Raw genomic sequence first — 16,389 nt, 5'->3', positions numbered from 1 at the left:
CTTTGCGGTAATGGTGTCGACCCGCTTCGCCTCAGACGGCCCGGAACTGAACCCACATGCCCTGCATCAGCAGCGCCGGGTCGGGGCGTTGCAGATCCCACAGGACCGCGTCGGTGTGGCCGATGAGTTGCCAACCGCCCGGTGACCGGCGCGGGTAGACCGCGCTGAATTCGCCGGCGAGGGCGACGGAACCGGCCGGCACGGCGGTCCGCGGCTCGGGGCGCCGGGGCACCCGCAGTCGTGGGTCGCCGTCGACCAGATACGCGAAACCGGGTGCGAATCCGCTGAATCCGACCCGCCACAGGGTGGCGGTGTGGGCGTCGATCACCTGGGGGATGGTCAGCCCGGTGTGGCCGGCCACCTCGGCGAGGTCGGGGCCGTCGTAGACCACGTCGATCACCACGTCGGCGCGGCGCTCGGACGGGGCCGGCTGCGCGCCGGTGACGCGCATCGTGCGCAGCCGCCGGCGGATGACACCCTGGCGGCGGGGGCCGTCCAGCTTGACCAGCACGGTGCGGGCCGCCGGCACGACGTCGATCACGCCCGGCATCGGCTCGGAGCGCAGCGCGGCCGCCCACGCCAAAACCTCTGCGGTACTTCCACATTGCACCATCAGCGCGCGATCACCGTAGTCCAGGACGGTGTTGCCGGCCAGCTCGGTCGGCAGGTCGTGGGCCAGGTCGCCGCTAAGGTCCGTCACGCTCATTACTCGACGGTAACCCCGGGGTCGGCGCTCGTGCGAGGGGCGGCGACGGGATTTTCGAGCACTGCCAGAACTGCCTTAGCAAACGCTCAAACAGCCGGGATGCGGCTAGCCCAGGATTTTGGTGAGCAGCGGGGGCAATTGGTCGGCGACCAGGGGGTAGCTCAGCGGTGACGCGAAGGCGATCGCGCCGGCGAGTTCCGCGGTGGTGAAGATGTGGCGGTTCTGCGCGGTGGTCAGCGACCCGGCCACCTCGGGGTCGGCCAGCAGGGCCTTCTGATCGTCGGGGTTCCGGGTCGTCCAGATCACCACGTCGGCCGAATCGAGCACCGACTTGATGTGATCGCGCGGGATGACGGCGCGCTGGTCGGCGCCGAACGGTTTGATGCTGTCGGCGATGACCAGCCCCATCTGATTCAGGAAGTCCGTGCGCCAGCCCGCCATGGTCGCGACGACGGTCCCCTGCGACAGCGCGCCGTGCATCAGCAGCGCCTTCTTGCCGGTCCACTGTGGGTTCTTCTTGCCGACGTCGGTGAACTTCTGGTCGACGCCGTCGACCAACGTCTTCATCTGGTCCGCCTGGAACACCGCCTGCCCGACGGCCGCGGCCTGCTCTTTCCACGGCTCGAAGAAGGCGTCCCCGTCGGATTGGGCCACGGTCGGGGCGATCGCGGACAGCTTCTGATAGGTGTCGGCGTCCAGGCCGGCGTTGACGGCCACGATCAGGTCCGGTTTCAGGCCCGCGATCTGGTCGACCGGGATGCCGTTGTCCAGGTTCAATACCGCCGGCCGCGCGCCGCCGAGCTTGGGCGCGGCCCACGGCCAGACCGCGAACGGCTGGTCACCGAACCAGTTGGTCACCGCGATCGGCACCACACCGACGGCGAGCAGGTCGTCCTGCTCGGTGTAGCCGGCGCTGACCACGCGCTTGGGGGGTTCTTTGACGACGGTCTCGCCGAACAGGTGGGTCAGGGTCACCGATCCCGGCCCGCCGCCCCCCGGCGGGGGCCGGCCTGACGAGCATGCCGCCGACAGCGCCGAGGAGCCGGCGATCGCGGCGACGCCGGAAGCCCCTGCGAGCTGCAAGAATCCCCGTCGATTCCATCCCTGTCGCATCGCGTGAGAGTATCGCGTCCCGCCCGCGCGAAGGCACCGCCGCGCTGCTGAGGCCCGGCATCGGCGCCGCGCGCGGGCCTCGCGTTGCGGAGTTCTGACAAACCGTCCCCGGCCGTTGCGATTTCTGCGTATCGCCCACGTAACTGTGCACACCCGGACCGGTAACAGTGCGTCTTTAGCGTCAAGTGGTCACCGCCCGCGCCCAACCCACAAGGGAGTCCCACCAGATGACCACGACCCTCGACCCGGCATCGCAGCCCGCGCCGACGCGCGAGCGTCACGCCGGACGGCACTGGATCGACGACTGGCGACCCGAAGACCCGGAGTTCTGGGAGGCGACCGGCAAGCCGATCGCCCGCCGCAACCTGATCTTCTCGATCTTCGCCGAGCACGTCGGGTTCAGCGTGTGGATGTTGTGGAGCATCGTCGTGGTGCAGATGACCGCGGGCGCGCACGGGCTGCCCGCCCCGTCCGGCTGGGCCCTGACCCCCAGCCAGGCGCTGTGCCTGGTCGCCATCCCCAGCGGCGTCGGGGCCGTCCTGCGGCTCCCGTACACCTTCGCGGTCCCGGTCTTCGGTGGCCGAAACTGGACGACCATCTCGGCGGCGCTGCTGCTGATCCCGTGCCTGCTGCTGGCCTGGGCGGTGAGCCATCCCGGCATCCCGTTCGCGGCCTTGGTGGCGATCGCCGCGACCGCCGGCTTCGGCGGCGGCAACTTCGCCTCGTCGATGGCCAACATCTCCTTCTTCTATCCGGAAAAGGACAAGGGCTGGGCGCTGGGCCTGAACGCTGCCGGCGGCAACGTCGGCGTCGCCGTGGTGCAGAAGATCATCCCGCCGATCGTCATCGCCGGCGGCGGGGTGGCCCTGTCACGCGCGGGACTCTTCTACGTGCCGTTGGCCGTCGTGGCGGCCGTCTGCGCGTTCCTGTTCATGAACAACCTCACCGAGGCGAAGGCCGACGTGAAGCCGGTGTGGCAGTCGCTGCGCCATCCCGACACCTGGGTCATGTCGCTGCTCTACGTCGGCACGTTCGGGTCGTTCATCGGCTACTCGGCCGCCTTCCCGACCCTGCTCAAGACGGTGTTCGGCCGCGGCGACATCGCGCTGACCTGGGCCTTCCTCGGGGCCGGCATCGGATCGGTGATCCGGCCCTTGGGCGGCAAGCTGGCCGACCGGATCGGCGGGGCGCGCATCACCGCCGTCAGCTTCGCGCTGCTCGCCCTCGGGGCGGCGGCCGCGCTGTGGTCGGTGCGGACCGTCAACCTGCCGATGTTCTTCGCCAGCTTCATGTTCTTGTTCGTCGCCACCGGCATCGGCAACGGTTCGACCTACCGGATGATTTCGCGGATCTTCAAGATCAAGGGCGAGCTGGCCGGCGGCGATCCCGACACCATGGTGCAGATGCGCCGCCAAGCCGCCGGCGCGTTGGGCGTCATCTCGGCGGTGGGCGCCTTCGGCGGCTTCATCGTGCCGCTGGCCTACGCCTGGTCGAAGTCGGAGTTCGGCAGCATCGAGCCGGCGCTGCGCTTCTACATCGCGTTCTTCCTCGCCCTGCTGGGCGCCACCTGGTACTGCTACCTGCGCAAGCACAACCCGGTCACGCGGGTGGGGGTGTAGTTCTACGGCCGCTGCTTGCCGCCATAACCCTCCCAAGGGCTGTAGTCGGTGATCAGTTCTTCCTGCGGGGGCCGCTGGTCCTGCGGAACGTGCTGGAGGTTGATCCGGATCCGGTACCAGATCGAGCTGGGCCCGCGCATGCCGTCGACGAGGACGTCGGCGGGCTGCAGCCGTGCGGCCACCGCCGGATAGCGGTCGCGCCAGGTGTCCAGCGCCGCCATCGCCTCGTCCTTGGTCTTGGTGCGGGCGATCTCGATCAGCGGCATCGAGGATTGGCGCCGGCCGCCGGTGCCCTTGTGGCGCGTGCCCGACCCCCTGGGCGCCCGCTCGGGGGGCCCCATCTCCTCGGCCAGCACCAGCAGCCGATCGAGCTCGCCGACGGCATCATCCATTCCCTCCCACGGGTCACCGATTTCGGCGAACCGGCCGGGCACGGTATCGATGGTGAACGCCTCGGGCCGGCAGCCGGCGACCTCGTCCCAGTGCAGCGGCGTCGAGACCCGGGCGTCGGGGGTCGCCCGCACCGAATAGGCCGACGCGACCGTGCGGTCCTTCGCGTTCTGGTTGAAGTCGACGAACACGCCCTCGCGTTCTTCCTTCCACCAGCGGCTGGTCGCCGCCTCGGGCACGCGCCGCTCCACCTCCCGGGCGACGGTCTGCGCGGCCAGCCGCACCTGGCGGAACTCCCACCGGCGGGCGATGCGGGCGTAGATGTGGAAGCCGCGCGACCCCGACGTCTTCGGCCACGCGGTCAGGCCGTAATCCTCGAGCACCTCGCGGGCCACCAGCGCGACATCCACGATGCGCCGCCAGGAGACCCCGGGCATCGGATCCAGGTCGACGCGCAGTTCGTCGGGGTGATCGAGGTCGTCGGCGAGCACCGGGTGCGGATTCAGGTCGACGCAGCCCAGGTTTACCGCCCAGGCCAGCCCGGCGGGGTCGTGGATGACCGCCTCCGCCGCGGAAGTGCCTCGCGCGTAACGGAGTTCGGCGACGTCGACCCAGTCCGGCCGTTTCGCCGGGGCGCGTTTCTGGAACACCGCCTCTTCCGAGATGCCCTTGACGAAGCGTTTCAGGATCATGGGGCGCCCGGCCACGCCACGCAGCGCGCCGTCGGCCACGGACAGGTAATAGCGGACCAGGTCGAGCTTGGTGTACGGGCCTGAGGTTTTGTCGCCGTCCGCGCGGGGGAACACGACCTTGTCCGGATGGGTGACGGTGACCTCGCGCCCGGCCACCTCCAGCAAAACCGGACGGGTCATGCGGTTCATGTTAATTCGCCAGAATTTTCTGGCCGTGCTGAGACGGACGTCACATATGGTGGATTCCATGCCTAACCTCCTCGGCCTCCCCGGTCAGGCCTCTAAAGCCGTAGCAAAACTCCACCAGTACGTCGAGCGGGGCTCCGCCGAACTGCACTACGTGCGCAAGATCTTCGAATCGGGCGCGTTCCGCATCGAGCCGCCGCAGAACTACGCCGCGATGGCCGCCGACATCTACAAGTGGGGCGAGTTCGGCATGCTGCCCTCCCTCAACGCGAGGCGCCATCCCGACCGCCCGGCGTGCATCGACGAAGAGGGCGAATTCTCCTACCGCGCACTCGACGAGGCGGCGCACGCGGTGGCCAACGGACTGATCGACATGGGCGTCAAGGGCGGCGACGGCATCGCCATCCTGGCCCGCAACACTCGCTGGTTCCTGATCGCCAACTACGGCGCCGCGCGGGTCGGCGCCCGCATCATCCTGCTCAACAGCGAATTCTCCGGCCCCCAGATCAAAGAGGTGTCCGAGCGCGAGGGCGCCAAGCTGATCATCTACGACGACGAATACACCAAGGCCGTCAGCAAAGCCTCGCCGGAGCTGGGCAAGCTGCGGGCGCTGGGGACCAACCCGGATAGCGACGAGCCGTCCGGCAGCACCGACGAGACGCTGGCCGACCTGATCGAGCGCAGCAGCAAGGATCCCGCCCCCAAATCGGCCAGGCACGCCTCGATCATCATCCTGACCAGCGGGACCACGGGCACCCCCAAGGGCGCGAACCGCAGCACCCCGCCGACCCTGGCGCCGGTCGGCGGAATCCTGTCGCACGTCCCGTTCAAGGCCGGCGAGGTGACGTCGCTGCCGGCGCCGATGTTCCACGCGCTGGGTTATCTGCACGGCACGATCGCGATGTTCCTGGGCTCGACGCTGGTGTTGCGCCGCAAGTTCAAGCCGCCGCTGGTGCTGCAGGACATCGAGAAGTACAAGGTGACCGCGATGGTCGTCGTCCCGGTCATGTTGTCGCGCATCCTCGAAGCGGTCGAGAAGATGGACTCCAAGCCCGACCTGTCCAGCCTGAAGATCGTGTTCGTGTCGGGATCGGCACTAGGGGCCGACCTGGCGGAACGCTCACTCAAGGACCTCGGCCCGGTGATCTACAACATGTACGGCTCGACCGAGATCGCCTTCGCGACCATCGCCGAGCCCAAGCACCTGCAGTACAACTCGTCGACCGTCGGGCCGGTCGTCAAGGGCGTGCGCGTCAAGATCTACGACGACAACGGCAAGGAGCTGCCGCAGGGCGAGGTCGGCCGCATCTTCGTCGGCAACGCCTTCCCGTTCGAGGGCTACACCGGCGGGGGAAAGAAGCAGATCATCGACGGCCTGCTGTCCTCGGGCGACGTCGGCTATTTCGACGAGAACGGCCTGCTCTACATCAGCGGGCGCGACGACGAGATGATCGTCTCCGGCGGTGAGAACGTCTTCCCGGCCGAGGTCGAGGACCTCATCACCGGGCACCCGGACGTCGTGGAGGCCACAGCGATCGGCGTCGATGACAAGGAGTGGGGCCACCGCCTGCGCGCGTTCGTGGTGAAGAAGGACGGCGCCGACCTCGACGAGGACACCGTCAAGCACTACGTGCGCGATCACCTGGCCCGCTACAAGGTGCCGCGTGAGGTCGTCTTCCTCGACGAACTGCCGCGCAACCCCACGGGCAAGATCCTCAAGCGCGAGCTGCGCGAAATGGAGATCGACTAAGCCTCAGCGGCGCTCTTTGATGGCCCGGGTGATCTGGGCCGTCAGTTTCGGGTCGACCAGGAGCTGGTCGATCAGCGCGGTGAGCACCTCTTGTCCGGTCACGCGGGCGACGCCCAGCCGATCGGCCGCTTCGCGCTGCCAAATGTCGAGGGCCCGGTGGGTGGCCGCCGCCAGGTCGACGGTCCGGCGGGTCCGCTGGGTGCGGCCCGGTTGGTTGGCCGATGGCTGGCCGGCGACGCGCTGGCCGCGCTGCTGCCCGAGACTCAGGCGCTCGGTCGGCGCGGCGTCTCCGGTGGGGCCGGCGGCCGAGTTGGGGGCGCGAAAGGAGCCGGCGCTGGGTCCGTTGGGACTGGGCTTGAAGTTCACTTCGGTGTCTTCCTCCGTGAGTGCGAAATCAGTAAATCAGCGCTCGTCGCCTCTGTGTCAATACTGATTCTCTCACCGACGCCACCCTAAGTCGCGTCGCCGGGCCGCGGACGGCCCGGTGGGACGCCGGCGGATTTGCGAGCGGTCGCCGGCCTCCGAATGCAGGCGCAAGGGCAAATTCCCTAAGATAGCTGCACAGGCAAAAGGCGTCGGGTGGCGTTGCATTAGCCCCCATTCGTGGTGACGGCATTCCGAGACAAATCAGTGCATCTGCGAATGTGCAAATTCAGACTTCAGTAAATACGTTGATCGCTGACAGTAGATCAGTAAACCGGCTATTAGCTGCAGAGATACCACTGATTCTCGGCCGCGTCTCAGTATTCGCGGATAAATGAATCGCGGAGACGCGCATTGATAAACCGTGCCTTAGATTGCGCCAATTCCGAATGAATGTTGCGCAATTCACACCGAAAATATGCCGAATTCGCTTGTTTGCTTGGAAATGTCCGGTTAGCGTTTTAAGCATCGATATCAAGTCTTTGGAAGGAGCGCCCTCGATGATCTCGTCACCATCGTTACGCGGCGCGGCCGTAGGTGTTGTCAGCGCCGGGGCCGTGGCGGGCGCGCTGCTGTTCGGCGGCGCCCCCGTGGCTCAGGCCGCCCCCGGCCCGAGTCCCTCCACAAGCTTCGCCAGTGCCGGGCCGCAGAGCGGACCGGGCTTCATTCCCGACCGCCCCGGCGGTCGCGGATGGGGCGGCCATGATGGTCGGGGACATGGCAATTGGGGGCACGGTGGCTGGAACCACGGCTGGGGTCACGGGCCCGGCTACTGGAAGCCCCAGCACTGGTGGAACTGGTGGTGGTGACCACCATCTCCGCGCGGTAGCCGGCCATCGCCGACACGCCAACCCTCGGGATGGGCGGCCCGCGTATGGGGGGATCCATGCCGGCCTGACTCAGTCAGGTCGGCATGGCCCTTTCTGCGTCCGGTTTACGGATCGCGCGGGAGTCCCAACAAACGTTCGGCGATGATGTTCAACTGCACCTCGGACGTGCCGCCGTAGATGGTGGTCGCGCGGCTGGCCAGCAGGTACTCGCCCCATTTGCCGGGCAGTTGGTCGGTGTCGCCGACCGCGGCGTCGGTGCCGAACGAGGAGACCGCGAATTCGGCGTAACCCTGCCCGGTGCGCATCGACAGCAGCTTGGAGATCGCCGCCGACGGCATCGCGTCCCCGCCGGCCAGGGTCAGCAGCGTGGAGCGCAGGTTCAGGACCTTGGCCGCATGACCCTCGGCGATCAACTGACCGGCGCGGTGCCGCGCGACCTGATCGAACTGCCCGTCACGAACGAACTCGACAAACTGCGACAGCGTGGCCAGGAAGTTCGCCTCGCTGCTGCCGATCGACACCCGCTCCGCGGTGAGGGTGTTGCGGCTGACCTCCCAGCCCCGGTTCACCTCGCCGAGCACGCATTCGTCGGGCACGAAGACGTCGTCGATGTAGACGGTATTGAACATCGCGTTGCCGGTGAGCTCGCGCAGCGGCTTGACGTCGACGCCCTCGCTCTTCATGTCCAACAGGAAGTACGTGATGCCACTGTGTTTCGGCGCGCTGGGGTCCGTCCGCGCGAGCAGCGCGCCCCACTGTGAGAACTGCGCCGCGGTGGTCCAGATCTTCTGCCCGGTGATGCGCCACCCCCCGTCGGTCCGGGTGGCCTTGGTGGTCAGGCTGGCCAGATCCGAACCGGCGCCCGGCTCGGAAAACAGCTGACACCAGAGCATTTCGCCGCGGAAGGTCGGCGGCAGGAACCGCTGCTTTTGCTCGTCGGTGCCGAACGCCACGATCGACGGGACGATCCAGGTGGCGATGCCGGTCTGGGGCCGCTTGACGCGCCCGGAGGCGAATTCCTGGGCGATGATGATCTGCTCCACCGGCCCGGCGGCCCGGCCCCACGGCCTGGGCAGATACGGCAACACCCAGCCGCCCTCGGCGATGGCGACCTTGCGCTGGTCGCGCTCGATCTCCTTGAGGGCCGCCACTTCGGCCCGGATCTCCGCCCGCAGCTTCTCGGTCTCGGGATCGAGGTCGATGTCCACCGCGCGCATGCCGGTGGTGGTCGCGGTGTCGACGACCTTCTGCGGGTAGTCCGAGCTGCTGCCGAAGGAGGCCGCCAGCATCAGCGCCCGGCGGTAGTACACGCCTGCGTCGTGCTCCCAGGTGAAGCCGATCCCGCCGTGCACCTGGATGCAGTCCTGCGCGCACCGTTGAGCGGCCGCCGGCGCCAGTGTCGCCGCCACGGCGGCGGCGAACTCGACATGGGAACCGGCGGTGTCCCACCGGTTTTCGCGGGCCTCGTCGATCGCGCGGGCGGCATCCCACACCGCCGCGGTGGCCCGCTCGGTATCGGCGATCATCTCGGCGCACTTGTGCTTGATGGCCTGGAACTGGCCGATCGGCCTGCCGAACTGCTCCCGGATCTTGGCGTAGTCCGACGCGGTGTCGGTGGCCCAGCGCGCCACGCCGATGGCTTCGGCGGACAGCAGCGTCGTCATCAGCGCGTGCGCGGTGCCCATGCTCAGGTTCGTCAAGACGACGTCGTCGCCGACCTCGACCGCGTTGGCGCGCACGTCGGCGATGGGTCGCAACGGGTCCAGGCTTTTCACCGGCTCGATCTCGAGTTGGTCGGCGCGCAACACCACCCACGCCTCGCCGCTGTCGATCGCGACGGGGAGCACCAGCAGCGAGGCCTGCGCAGCGGCGGGGACCGCGCGCAGTTCGCCGCGGATCACCAGCGAATCACCCTGCCGGGTGGCGGTCAGCGCGCAGCAATTCAGGCCGTAGGCGGCGATCTCGGCGCCGGATGCCAGCTCGGCGAGCACCTTCGCATCCGGGTCGTGGGCGGAGATCAACGCGCTGGCGATCGCCGACGGCACGAAGGGGCCCGGCACCGCCCCGTGACCGAATTCCGCGAGCACGATGGCCAACTCGAGGATGCCGAAGCCCTGCCCGCCGACGGATTCGGCCAGGTGCACCCCCTGCAGGCCCTGCTCGGCCGCGGCCTGCCAGTACGGCGGCGGGTTGACCAGCTTGTCCAGCGGCGTCTCCATCGCCTCGTGCAGCGTCTCGGACGGCGCGATGCGCGCCACCAGCGAACGCACTGAATCGGCCAGTTCTTGGTGCTCGGGATTTATCGCGATCGGCATTGGTCGCCTTCCGTTGCTGCAGGACGCCGTGTCGGCCAAGTACCTTCCAAGCTAACAACCAGTCGGTTGGTTGACGAGACGGGCCAGAATTCTCAGCGCCACCGCTTGCCGATCCATCCGGCGATGGTGTCGGCCTGCTCGGTGCGGGCCCCCGGGGTGGTGAAGTAGTGATCGGTGTCCACCGACGCCTGGGTTTTGTCGGTGGCGGCGAGGGCGTCGAAGATGCGTTGCGCGTCAGAGGGAAACACGCCGGTGTCGGCCTCGGCGTTGATCACCAGGGCCGGACAGCTGATCCGGGCCAGGTGCGGTTCGGCCCGGGTTTGGGCCACCCGCAGGCTCCACATGCCCAGCCAGTTGCGCAGCGTGCAGGCCGCCGCGATGCCGTGCGCCGAGCGGTTCGCCTTGACCGGGACGCCCGCGTAGCACATGTTGGGCTGCCGTTTGGTCGGCTCGATGCCGGCATCGACCATGCGGGGGTCGGCCCAGGTGCGCATCACCGAAAACGGGCGATCGGAAAACCCTGCCGCGCGAACGCGTTTGAGCTCCCGTTCGGCCCAGTCGGTGATGGCGTGGTTGCGCGCGACCTGCGCGCTGCGGTACCGGGCGAGGAATTCCGGGGCGTAGGGCGGGCCGTTGCGCTCGTTGAACAGGTCGAGGTCGGCGTCGGTGGCGACGGGATCGTTCTCGTCGACGACGGCGGCGTCCATCCAGGCGGTGAGCACGTCCGGCCGCCCGGGATGGGCGGCGGTGGCCACATAGCCGTCGGCGGGCGGCAGCTCGGTCACCCCGGCCGCCGGGCGCATGCCGTCCAGCGGCGTCACGTTGGGCTCGATGGCCTGCGACTGGTAGGCGGCCATCAACGAACCGCCGCCCGAATTTCCCAGTAGCACAACGGTTTCCACTCCCTGAACCTCGCGCAGCCAGCGCACCCCGACGCCGATGTCCACCAGCGCGTGGTCGAGCAGAAAGCTGCTCTCGAAGCCGCGGAACCTGGTGTTCCAGCCGAGAAATCCGATGCCGCGAGTGGCCATGTAGTCGGCGAGATAGTGTTCGGAGAAGTCGATTTGGTAGTGCGTGGCGATCATCGCCACCTTGGGTTTGCGTCCCACCCCCCGGTGATACAGCCCCTGGCACGGGTGCCCGCCGGCGCCGGCGCGCCCGGCCGTGCGCGACGGCAGTCCCACGAACTCACGGATAACTCCGGCACCGGTACGACGAGTCAATTCAGCGGTCCCCCTGATCGGCGTAGATGGCCCGGTAATAGATGTTGGCCAAGGTTTGGATGCAGGCCTGGTCGTCGGGTTCGCCGGAACGTGCCGAACCGAGCTGGATGTAGCAGAACTGGTTGAACATCGCCACGATCGCCTCGGCGATCAGCTGCGGGTCGTCGTCGCGGCAACGGCCCTCGGCCTGCGCGCGGCGGACCGATTCGGCGATGAAAGATATTGGTATCGAGCAGATTTCGGCCCAGTACTGGGCGAAGTCGTCGTTGATCATCGCCAGCTGTGACACGCTGATCACCTCGGCGAGCCGGTTGCGGTAGGTGTTCCAGTGCGCCGCGGCCGCCCCGTAGGCACGCTCACGATCGGTCAACCCGTGTTGGGTCACCGACAGCGCGCGCTGGTTGGCCTCGTCGCGGAAGCGCAGCGCCCACTGGCGCACCATCGCCTCTTTGGATTCGTAGTAGTTGTAAAAGGACGCCGCCGAGCGGCCGGCCTCCGCCGCGATGTCGGCGATGGTCGTGGCCAGGACACCTTTGCGTGCGATCACCGTCCGGGCGGCCAGATCGATCGCGGCCTGCGTCCGCCTGCCGCGATGCGTGGGCAGCTCCGCGGGCGGCCCGCGCCGGTCAGCAGGGGATGGCGCGGTAGACACCTGCGCACCTCCCTGGGCCAAAACTAAAGCTGATGTTAGATTCAGATTCGGATCTTGGCCAGGCTCGTCGAGCCGGGAACCGAGGGGAGCCGCACGATGATCAAGCCGCACAACACCAACACGGAATTCGAACTCGGCGGGATCAACCACGTCGCCCTGGTGTGTTCGGACATGGCCGAAACCGTGGACTTCTACAGCAACATCCTCGGCATGCCGCTGATCAAATCGCTCGATCTGCCCGGCGGGGCGGGCCAGCACTTCTTCTTCGACGCCGGCAACGGCGACTGCGTCGCCTTCTTCTGGTTCGCCGACGCCCCCGACCGGGTGCCGGGCATTTCGTCGCCCGGCGCCATCCCGGGCATCGGCGACATCACCAGCGCGGTCAGCACGATGAACCACCTGGCCTTCCACGTGCCGGCCGAGAAGTTCGACGCCTACCGCCAGCGACTCAAGGACAAAGGGGTGCGGGTCGGCCCGGTGCTCAACCACGACGAAAGCCCCATGCAGGTCTCGGCGACCGTGCATCCCGGCGTCTACGTGCGCTCGTTCTACTTCCAGGACCCCGACGGCATTACCCTTGAGTTCGCCTGTTGGGTGAAGGAATTCGAAAGCGGCGACGCGAAGGCCGTGCCCAGGACCGCGGCGGACCGCCGCCCCCCGGTGGGCGCCGGCCGCTGAGCGCGCCGCTGCGAGCGAGCCGGAGGATGCGAGGTATGACCGACGGCATTTTGACCGACGAACAGATCGCGGCCCTGACACCCGGGCAGCGGCGCGACCTCATCTCCCGGTTGGAGCGGCCCCTGGGCGACGTCATCGACCCCGACTTCCTGGCCCGGGTGCGGCGCGTCCGGCTGAGTTTGATGATCGGCGGCGCCATCGCGATGGTTCCGTGGCTGGGGTATTTGGCCGTGACGCTGCCCGAGAAGTACGTCGCCCACAACTGGCCGGTCACCTGGATCGGATTCGACGTGCTGCTGGTCGCCTTCATGCTGACCACCGCCGCGCTCGGGTATCTGCGTCGTCAGCTGCTGGTGCTCGCCGCGTTCACCACCGGGGTGCTGCTGATCTGTGACGCGTGGTTCGACCTCATGACCGCCGGGCCCAAGGACGTGTGGCTGTCGGTGATCACCGCGCTGCTCATCGAGGTACCGTTGGCGGTCTTCATGATCTTCAGCGCTATGCGCATCATGCGGCTCACGATGATGCGCTTGTGGCTGCTGCGTCCCGGCATGAGGCTATGGGATCTGCCGCTGTTCCCCTGAGGCCGTAAGGGTTTGGCCCGAGCGAGGCTCGAGGGCCGAACAACTGTATCCCGAGTTGCGGACGTAGAGAGTCGAATCGGCGACAAATCGTCGCGAATTGACCCTGCCGGGCGTCGCCGCGGCCGTCGGAGGAGAAAAGATTACTGCACCGCCGGCGATCTCGCGGCGGAATTCGAGTCTTGACAAAACCGCGAAATCTTCGCCCGCGTCAGCTAGCGTCCACACCAGCCACACAGGGGGTATGAGCGGCGGGGTAGTAAAGCCAACCGCCGGAAAATGCCAAGCGCGACACACATCGACGATCCTCGAAAAGCCAAGCGCCAACCGTACTTCCAGCACCCCCAGACCGCCCCGCACACGTCGTCGTCTCACAGCACAAGGACTCGAGGAAATGGTCGCACTCGGAAATATCAATGAATGGCACCCGCCGCACGGCCCGGTCACCATGTGGATGGCCGCGCCCGCCGCACGGGAAGCGGCCCGCGCCGCGCGGCGAAGCGACCTGGCGCCGAGTTATCAACAGAATCAACACCTCTGGGCCTCCCACCAAGGCAGGGCCATGAACCGGCAGCTGCCCCGGCTGATGATCGTCGCGTGGGACATCCCCGGCACCTGCGACATTCTCGCAATGACGGCGACGGTCAACGCCCACGTGCGCCGCCAGGACACCTATCACAACTGGTTCGAATACGACAACGGCACCTTCGTGCGCCGGGTGATCGACAATCCCGCAGCGATCGAGTTCGTACCCGTGGCGCTCGGGCACAAGACCGCGGAGCAGGTCCGCGCCCACGCCTTGACCACGACCCCGGACACCCTCGAATGGGGCTGCTTCACGTACGGAATCGTCCAGCACGCCGACTATTTCACGTTCTATGCCAGCGTCGACCATTTGCACATCGACGGGTTGTCCGCCGCCCTCATCTTCCTCGACGTCCACCTGATGTATCAGGAACTCGCGCGGACCGGCCACCAGCCCGCCGGGATACCGGAGATCCGGAGTTACCGCGACTACGTTGCGCGCCAACGCGAGAAGGCGGCGGCATTGACGCTGTCGTCGCCCGAGATCAAGGACTGGATCGAGTTCTCCCGCAACACCGACGGCGACTGGCCGAGTTTCCCGCTGCCCCTTGGTGACACGTGGGCCAGCACGAAAGGCGACCTGCTGACGGTCGAGCTGATGGGTGCGGCCGACACCGAGTCGTTCGACGCCGCCTGCGTGGCGGCCGGTGCCCGTTTCATCGGGGGAGTGCTGGCCTGCACGGGCCTGGCCGAGCACGAATTGACCGGCAAGAAGACCTATCACGGATTCACGGCCAAAGACACCCGGACACCGGGCGTCGACTCGATGACCGTGGGGTGGTTCGCCAGCCTGATTCCGATCACCGTGCCCACCGCCGGCGAAACGTTCGCCCAGGCGGCCCGGACGGCGCAGAAGTCGTTCGACGACGCTCAGCGCCTCGCCGATGTGCCGGTCGAGCGGGTGCTGGAGCTGGCCACACCGGACGAACTGGGTATCAAGCTGCCCACCCAGCTGCCGATGATGTTGTCGTTCCTCGACTTCCGCAAGATACCCCTCAACGGGTTGTGGGCGGAGACGAAGTTCGGCACCTACGGTGACAGCCTGTCCCACGGCGGGGTGAACATGTGGATCAACCGCCAGGCCGCGAACACCACGGTGACGATGTCCTTCCCGGACAACGCGATTGCCCGGGAGTCGGTGCTCCACTACATCGCCACGCTGATCCGGGTGTTCGCACGCGTCGCCAGGCCCACCGCCGAGGAGCCGGTTGTGGTTGCGCCCCAGGTGAAACCGGACGAGTCCTTCGCGCCGGCGCCGGACACGGACGATCACGAAGCGGCGTAGCGATGAGCAACGTGTTGGACCTGGCCGACCAAACCCTCTTCCTCGGTGAGCGGGCGACGGGAGCGACCAGCCTGCTGCAGTGCGTCTGGCTGTACGACCGCTCCGTCGACGTCGGCGGGCTGCGTGAGTTCCACCACCACCTCGGCAGGGGGCGGCTGTCGCGGCGGGTCGAGCGGTCCGCCTTGCCGTTTGGCCGTCATCGCTGGGTGGCGACCGGTGAGTGCTCCGCCCTGGAGATCGTCGCGCCGGCGCGGGCGCGCGGGGAGATCGACGCGTGGCTGGACGAGCAAGCCGACAAGCGGCCGGACGCCGAACGCGGCCCCGGCTGGCACCTGGCGATGCTGCCGCTGACCGACGGCGGCGCGGTGGTGAGCCTGGTCACCACGCACTGCCTCACCGACGGCGTCGGGCTGTGCGAGGCCTTGGCCGAGGCGGCTCATGGACGCGGCGACGAGACCCGCTGGCCCGCCGCGCGATCCCGGTGGCGGTGGCAAGCCCTGCGCGAGGACGCACGCCAAACCGCGCACGACACGCTCGATGTCGGCCGCGCCCTCGGCGCCGCGGCCCGAATGCTCCGGCAGGGCCGCGACGGTACGGCGGCCGTCGCCCCGCCACGCGGGAAGCGGCCCGCGCGGCCCGCCGCGCCGCAGGACCGCATCACCCTCCCGATGGAGACGATCTTCGTCAGCGCCGTCGACTGGGACGCGCGCGCAAACGCCTTGGGCGGCACCAGCAACGCGCTGCTCGCCGGGTTGGCTGCCCACCTCGCCCGGCGGGTGGGGCGGGTGGCTCCCGACGGCTCGGTCAACGTGGGCATGCCCGTCAACGAACGCACCCCCGGCGACACGCGCGCCAACGCCGTCACGAACGTCGACGTCACGCTGGCCCCCGCGGCGATCACCACGGACCTGCGCGAGATTCGCGCCGCGATAAAGCAGGCGCTGGTTCGCCACCACGACGTGCCCGACGAGCGGTGGGCGCTGCTGCCCCTCGTCCCCCTGATCCCGAAGCCGGTGTTCCGCCGGTTGCTCAGCGTGGTCACCGGCGGCGCGGCCACCGTGGTGTCGTCCAATCTCGGCCCGCTCGACCCGGCCGCCAACCGGCCGGACGGCACGGACGCCGACTATTTCGCCATGAAGTCGGTGTATCCGGGCGTGACCACCGCGACGATGCACCGCACCAACGGGGCGCTGGCGTTGCTGTCCGGGCGGATCCACGACCGGGTCTTCATCTCGGTCCTCGCCTACGAATTGGGCCGCCGCAATTCGAACGAGGCTCTGCGGCGAGCGCTTTCAGAGACGCTGAGCGACTTTTCGCTGACCGCCACGACGGGCTGGCAGGCGGCCTGCCCCGTGTGAGCC

The 16,389-nt window shown here is 68.0% G+C and carries 14 protein-coding genes; 7 read left to right on the top strand and 7 right to left on the bottom strand.

Annotated features, from left to right (window positions below; all coding sequences use genetic code 11):
• Window positions 1-31: 31 nt before the first annotated feature.
• Window positions 32-706 (bottom strand): 5-oxoprolinase subunit B family protein, encoded by a 675-nt coding sequence (locus AC0KS4_RS23000; protein ID WP_238957050.1) that lies wholly within the window; start codon window positions 704-706, stop codon window positions 32-34.
• 105 nt (window positions 707-811) lie between these two features.
• The gene (locus AC0KS4_RS22995) at window positions 812-1,819 is read right to left on the bottom strand and encodes an ABC transporter substrate-binding protein (RefSeq protein ID WP_238957049.1); all 1,008 of its coding nucleotides are present in this window, start codon (window positions 1,817-1,819) and stop codon (window positions 812-814) included.
• A gap of 227 nt (window positions 1,820-2,046) precedes the next feature.
• On the opposite strand from AC0KS4_RS22995, the gene AC0KS4_RS22990 reads away from it, so the two are divergent.
• Window positions 2,047-3,438, top strand: a complete 1,392-nt coding sequence (locus tag AC0KS4_RS22990; protein ID WP_238957048.1) for an MFS transporter — start codon at window positions 2,047-2,049, stop codon at window positions 3,436-3,438.
• Window positions 3,439-3,440: 2 nt separating this feature from the next.
• Here the strand turns inward: AC0KS4_RS22990 and AC0KS4_RS22985 are convergent, their stop codons facing one another.
• Window positions 3,441-4,709 carry a DNA polymerase domain-containing protein gene (locus AC0KS4_RS22985; RefSeq protein WP_238957047.1) on the bottom strand — a complete coding sequence of 423 codons (1,269 nt, stop codon included), beginning with the start codon at window positions 4,707-4,709 and terminating at the stop codon, window positions 3,441-3,443.
• A gap of 58 nt (window positions 4,710-4,767) precedes the next feature.
• Here AC0KS4_RS22985 and fadD2 point away from each other — a divergent pair, with 58 nt between their 5' ends.
• Window positions 4,768-6,456: a long-chain-fatty-acid--CoA ligase FadD2 gene (gene fadD2, locus AC0KS4_RS22980; protein WP_225329371.1), complete on the top strand. Its 1,689-nt coding sequence runs from the start codon at window positions 4,768-4,770 to the stop codon at window positions 6,454-6,456.
• Between the two features lie 3 nt (window positions 6,457-6,459).
• On the opposite strand, the gene AC0KS4_RS22975 is transcribed toward fadD2, so the two are convergent.
• Window positions 6,460-6,822: an ATPase gene (locus tag AC0KS4_RS22975; RefSeq protein WP_225329372.1), complete on the bottom strand. Its 363-nt coding sequence runs from the start codon at window positions 6,820-6,822 to the stop codon at window positions 6,460-6,462.
• Window positions 6,823-7,379: 557 nt separating this feature from the next.
• Between AC0KS4_RS22975 and AC0KS4_RS22970 the strand changes: the two genes are divergently transcribed.
• The gene (locus AC0KS4_RS22970; protein WP_238957046.1) at window positions 7,380-7,688 is read left to right on the top strand and encodes a hypothetical protein; all 309 of its coding nucleotides are present in this window, start codon (window positions 7,380-7,382) and stop codon (window positions 7,686-7,688) included.
• A gap of 125 nt (window positions 7,689-7,813) precedes the next feature.
• Here AC0KS4_RS22970 and AC0KS4_RS22965 read toward each other — a convergent pair whose 3' ends face one another.
• From AC0KS4_RS22965 to AC0KS4_RS22955, 3 genes are all read right to left on the bottom strand, one after another.
• Entirely contained in the window at window positions 7,814-10,024 is a 2,211-nt protein-coding gene (locus AC0KS4_RS22965) for an acyl-CoA dehydrogenase (protein WP_238957045.1), read from the bottom strand.
• A gap of 92 nt (window positions 10,025-10,116) precedes the next feature.
• Complete coding sequence (locus AC0KS4_RS22960; RefSeq protein WP_238957044.1) at window positions 10,117-11,247, bottom strand: alpha/beta hydrolase; 1,131 nt, start codon at window positions 11,245-11,247, stop codon at window positions 10,117-10,119.
• 1 nt (window position 11,248) lies between these two features.
• Window positions 11,249-11,899 carry a TetR/AcrR family transcriptional regulator gene (locus AC0KS4_RS22955; protein WP_238957043.1) on the bottom strand — a complete coding sequence of 217 codons (651 nt, stop codon included), beginning with the start codon at window positions 11,897-11,899 and terminating at the stop codon, window positions 11,249-11,251.
• Between the two features lie 96 nt (window positions 11,900-11,995).
• Here AC0KS4_RS22955 and AC0KS4_RS22950 point away from each other — a divergent pair, with 96 nt between their 5' ends.
• From AC0KS4_RS22950 to AC0KS4_RS22935, 4 genes are all read left to right on the top strand, one after another.
• Window positions 11,996-12,577 carry a VOC family protein gene (locus AC0KS4_RS22950; protein ID WP_225329385.1) on the top strand — a complete coding sequence of 194 codons (582 nt, stop codon included), beginning with the start codon at window positions 11,996-11,998 and terminating at the stop codon, window positions 12,575-12,577.
• 35 nt (window positions 12,578-12,612) lie between these two features.
• Window positions 12,613-13,161, top strand: a complete 549-nt coding sequence (locus AC0KS4_RS22945; protein ID WP_225329377.1) for a hypothetical protein — start codon at window positions 12,613-12,615, stop codon at window positions 13,159-13,161.
• A 391-nt stretch (window positions 13,162-13,552) separates the two neighbouring features.
• The gene (locus AC0KS4_RS22940) at window positions 13,553-15,028 is read left to right on the top strand and encodes a condensation domain-containing protein (RefSeq protein WP_225329378.1); all 1,476 of its coding nucleotides are present in this window, start codon (window positions 13,553-13,555) and stop codon (window positions 15,026-15,028) included.
• 2 nt (window positions 15,029-15,030) lie between these two features.
• Complete coding sequence (locus AC0KS4_RS22935; RefSeq protein WP_238957042.1) at window positions 15,031-16,386, top strand: WS/DGAT/MGAT family O-acyltransferase; 1,356 nt, start codon at window positions 15,031-15,033, stop codon at window positions 16,384-16,386.
• Window positions 16,387-16,389 lie beyond the last annotated feature (3 nt).

The sequence above is a fragment of the Mycobacterium sp. NTMscope_MAC_12 genome (assembly GCF_976985675.1).
The sequence above is the reverse complement of the archived record's forward strand: the minus strand, read 5'-3'. Positions and strand labels throughout refer to the sequence as shown.

Bases quoted from the DNA above. Each gene is read 5' to 3' on its own strand.
- AC0KS4_RS22965 (WP_238957045.1), bottom strand. From the start codon at position 10,024: ATGCCGATCGCGATAAATCCCGAGCACCAAGAACTGGCCGATTCAGTG.
- AC0KS4_RS22970 (WP_238957046.1), top strand. From the start codon at position 7,380: ATGATCTCGTCACCATCGTTACGCGGCGCGGCCGTAGGTGTTGTCAGC.
- AC0KS4_RS22950 (WP_225329385.1), top strand. From the start codon at position 11,996: ATGATCAAGCCGCACAACACCAACACGGAATTCGAACTCGGCGGGATC.
- fadD2 (WP_225329371.1), top strand. From the start codon at position 4,768: ATGCCTAACCTCCTCGGCCTCCCCGGTCAGGCCTCTAAAGCCGTAGCA.
- AC0KS4_RS22940 (WP_225329378.1), top strand. From the start codon at position 13,553: ATGGTCGCACTCGGAAATATCAATGAATGGCACCCGCCGCACGGCCCG.
- AC0KS4_RS22990 (WP_238957048.1), top strand. From the start codon at position 2,047: ATGACCACGACCCTCGACCCGGCATCGCAGCCCGCGCCGACGCGCGAG.
- AC0KS4_RS23000 (WP_238957050.1), bottom strand. From the start codon at position 706: ATGAGCGTGACGGACCTTAGCGGCGACCTGGCCCACGACCTGCCGACC.
- AC0KS4_RS22935 (WP_238957042.1), top strand. From the start codon at position 15,031: ATGAGCAACGTGTTGGACCTGGCCGACCAAACCCTCTTCCTCGGTGAG.
- AC0KS4_RS22945 (WP_225329377.1), top strand. From the start codon at position 12,613: ATGACCGACGGCATTTTGACCGACGAACAGATCGCGGCCCTGACACCC.
- AC0KS4_RS22985 (WP_238957047.1), bottom strand. From the start codon at position 4,709: ATGAACCGCATGACCCGTCCGGTTTTGCTGGAGGTGGCCGGGCGCGAG.
- AC0KS4_RS22995 (WP_238957049.1), bottom strand. From the start codon at position 1,819: ATGCGACAGGGATGGAATCGACGGGGATTCTTGCAGCTCGCAGGGGCT.